Origin of the sequence: Variovorax boronicumulans NBRC 103145, from assembly GCF_001591345.1 — a bacterium.
Lineage (GTDB): Bacteria > Pseudomonadota > Gammaproteobacteria > Burkholderiales > Burkholderiaceae_C > Variovorax > Variovorax boronicumulans.
The window spans coordinates 1-3,461 of sequence record NZ_BCUS01000232.1; the positions used below are offsets into that span (position 1 = coordinate 1).

Here is a 3,461-nt window from a genome sequence, read left to right on the forward strand (position 1 = left end):
GGGGGCAGGCAGAGCGCCCGATGGATGCGCCGCTTGCCCCCACCCCTGCCCTCCCCCAGCGGGGGAGGGAGAAAGACGGGGGCCGCGCGGCGCGTGTCATCGCTGCTCCGAAGCCGGCCCGGCTGATGCAACCAACGGCGACGCCGCAAGCACCGACAAGCCGCCGACCGGATCGGTCACGCGCAGGCGCCACACGCCATTGGGCCCCGGCCCGCCGACCACTTCAGCCGACATCGTGCGCAGCAGGCGATCCGCTTCATCGATGCGCACGCCGTCCTTCCAGCGCACGACCAGGTTCGCCTGCGCCGCGACCGGTGCAGTCGGCACCGAGCGGAAACGCACGTCGTCGTCTTCGGTGGTGCTGCGCCCACCGATGAGCCCGACGTTCTGGATCACCGCGAACAGCGCCACCGCCGCAAACGCCGGGCGCGCCCAGCCTTCGGCGCCGAACCAGCGGCGGATGCTGCCCCACCAGCCGTCTTCCGGCCGCGGCAGCGGCCGGGCGGGCGATGGCGGCGGCGCAGCCTTCGGCGCCTCGTCCTGCGGTTGCGCCAGCGCGCGGCCCAGTTGCAGGCCGGCATCGCGGTACAGCGCCTGGTAGTCGGTGCGCGGGTCCTGCGGGCCCAGCGGCGTGCCCGAGAGCACCGAGAACGCGCCGGCCACGCCGCGCAGTGCGATGCGCCCGGGCTCGGGCGCGATGTCGGGCGCCGCGTGCGCGGCCCATTCGTCGTGCACCGCGCGGATCGCGGCGAGCCGCGTGGCCGACACCTCGCCGAGCACGCGCGCGGCCAGCTGCGGGCTGGGCTCGAGCGTGAGCACGTTCCAGGCCTGGACCACGCCGAACATGGGCTCGAAAGGCTCGTCGTCGGGCTCCAGCAGCACGTCGAAGGGGCCGGCCCAGTCGGGCTCGCCGGCGGCCATCCAGCCCTGCCAGAGGTCGCCGTGGATGCAGCGGTCGAGCAGCACGCCGAGCAGGCGCCCGTCGTGCACCACGCTCACGAGGCGGCCCGGCGCCCAGCGCGCGGTGAAGGCGCGCCGGGCGACAGCCTCGCGGCGCCGGGCCAATTCGGTCAAAGGGAGCAGCAGGTCCGACACCACCGGCGTGCCCGCGCCCGCGCTGTTGCCGTGCGGCATCGCGACGGGTGCGGCGTCCGGCGCGGCATCGCCGGGCGGCGCGCCGGTTTCGAACGCATGGCGGATCACGCTGAGCGGGGGCCAGAGGTCGGTGGTCATGGCGTCTGTTCCTGAATGGCTATGTCTTCAGACATAAGACGCTTCAGCCCCGAGGATTTTGAAAACCTGCAGGATCGCCGCCATGTTGTCGGCCTCGATGGCGATGCCCAGGGTCTGGCCGATCCAGCTGCCGATGCGGGTCTGCGCATAGCCGGCGCCCAGCCCTTCGCGCTTGTGCACGAGGCCCAGCCGGCCGGCGCGGTAGTGGTACGAGGCGATGGCGTGGCGCGAGGCCACGCCCGACAACCCGCCCTCGGCCTCCTGCCCGAAGCCCTCGCACAGCAGGATGCGCTCGGGCTCCGGCAGCCCGGCGATGAAGGCGCGCGCCGCCAGCTGCACGGCCTGCGCGCTGAGGCCGTGCTCGGCCAGGCAGCCGTCGAGGTCTTCGCCGGGGCCTAGCTCGTCTTCGAGCTGGGCCTCGGTGATCTGGTCGCCGATGGAGACCTTGCGGCGAAACGAACTGGCGCGCGTGCAGTCGATGAGGTAGCGGCGGAAGTACGCGCACAGCGCGAAGGCGGTGGACGGCGCGCTGTGGCCGGCGCGCTCTTCCGACTCGTCGGGGTCGGCATCGAGCCGCAGCACCTTCACATAGATGAACTGCGCCACCAGCTCCTGCCGGCCCTCGCCCAGCACCTGCAGCTCGGGCGGGTTGCAGGCCACGAGCGCATCGCCCACGATGCGGTACATGGTGCCCATGTCGTCCGAGGACAGCGTCTGCCGGCGCCGCCAGAGGCGGACGAGTTCAGAGCTTTCCGCGGACGAGAGGGTTTCCTGCATGAAGGGCCAAGGGGTCGAAAGAAAAAAGGTCAGTCGTCGACGCAGACGCCTTCCGTGGGCACGAGGCACTGCGGAAGATTCGCGCCGACCGGGCCGCCGCGCGTGCGGATTGCCCCCGACACCGCCGCCTGCGCCACGGCCAGGCCGCGCGGCAGAAGAATCCACAGCTGTCCGCGCTCCTTCATGCGGCGCGCGTTGGTGGCGGCCTGCTGGCCGTTGCCGAAGAAGTAGTCGGCTCGCACCGCGCCGCGGATCGCGCCGCCGGTGTCCTGCGCGATGGTCAGGCGCTGCATGGGTGCGCCGCTGCCGGGCGTGCGCGTCGACACGAACACCGGGTAGCCCAGCGGCGTGCTGCGCGGATCGACCGCGATCGAGCGGCCGGCCGACAGCGGCACGCCGAACGCGCCCACCGGGCCGCCCGCGGGCGAGGTCGATTCCTTGAAGAACACGTAGCTCGGGTCCTTGATGCCGGAGCCGGTCACCGCGCCTGCCGTGCGCCGGCCCGGCACCACCACCGCGCCGCTGGCCGTCGGCCGTGCCAGCGTGAAGCCGCGCGTGCGGATCACGCTGTTGTCGACGGCGCCCGTGTCTTCGTCGTCGCCGTCGTCCAGCGTCAGCTCGAGCGATCCGCCGCGCACCTTCACGGCGCTGCGCGGCTTGCCGTTGGCGGCCTGCGCGATGGTCGGGCGGAAGGGCTGGCCGTTCTGCTCGGCGTAGGCCACGCGCACGACTTCGCCGCTGGGCAGCTTGATGCGGCCCGAGCCCTGGATCTGCATCTCGTACAGCGCCGTGGCGCTGCTCACGAAGGCCAGCACCTTGGCGTTGGGTGCGCCCTTGGTCTCGATCTCTTCGCGCGTGTAGTACGGCAGCAGGCGCTTGCCGTCGATGCGCAGGCGCACCTTGCGGTCGAGCGTGTCACGGGTGATGGCCGAGAGGTCGAGCGCGTACAGGCCCGGCGCGCCCATGTCGCGCGTGCTCAGGCCGCTTTGCACGATCACGTTGCGGCCTTCGACCTTCGCGGCCACCGTGCCGCTGCCGGCCGGGAGCTTGCGCGCGTCGACGAACAGCATGTCCTCGGGCTGGCCGTAGACCGGGTAGATGAACGGTGCGACGTAGGTGCGGCTGCCCGCGATCTCGGGCTCGAAGTAGCCGGTGACCACGCCGTCGGGCTTGCGGTCGTCGTCGCGGATCTGATACGCCGAGAACTCGCTCTCGAAGAAGCCGCGAATGGCCTGCGTGCTCTTGCCGTCGACCTTCAGCGCGCGCTCGCACACCTCTTTCCACTCGGCGCCTCGGCCGTTGAGCACCTTGCAGCTGCCCAGGAACGCCGGCCAGCTTTCCGAGAAGTCGTCGCGCGCCCAGCCCGGCACGGCGTCGAAGCCGACCGAGGTGTAGGTTGCGAGCTGGGTCGAGAAGGTGCGCGCCTGCCCCGCCACGCTGCCGCCGGTGGG

Annotated in this window: 3 protein-coding genes; all 3 read right to left on the minus strand. The window is 72.1% G+C overall.

What is annotated here, in order from left to right:
• Window positions 1–96: 96 nt before the first annotated feature.
• Entirely contained in the window at window positions 97–1,233 is a 1,137-nt protein-coding gene (locus VBO01S_RS31090) for a hypothetical protein (RefSeq protein ID WP_062482980.1), read from the minus strand.
• A 27-nt stretch (window positions 1,234–1,260) separates the two neighbouring features.
• Window positions 1,261–2,010 carry a hypothetical protein gene (locus VBO01S_RS31095; RefSeq protein WP_062482983.1) on the minus strand — a complete coding sequence of 250 codons (750 nt, stop codon included), beginning with the start codon at window positions 2,008–2,010 and terminating at the stop codon, window positions 1,261–1,263.
• Window positions 2,011–2,039: 29 nt separating this feature from the next.
• The coding region (mltA, locus tag VBO01S_RS31100; protein WP_062482986.1) for a murein transglycosylase A at window positions 2,040–3,461 on the minus strand (1,422 nt) is incomplete at its 5' end.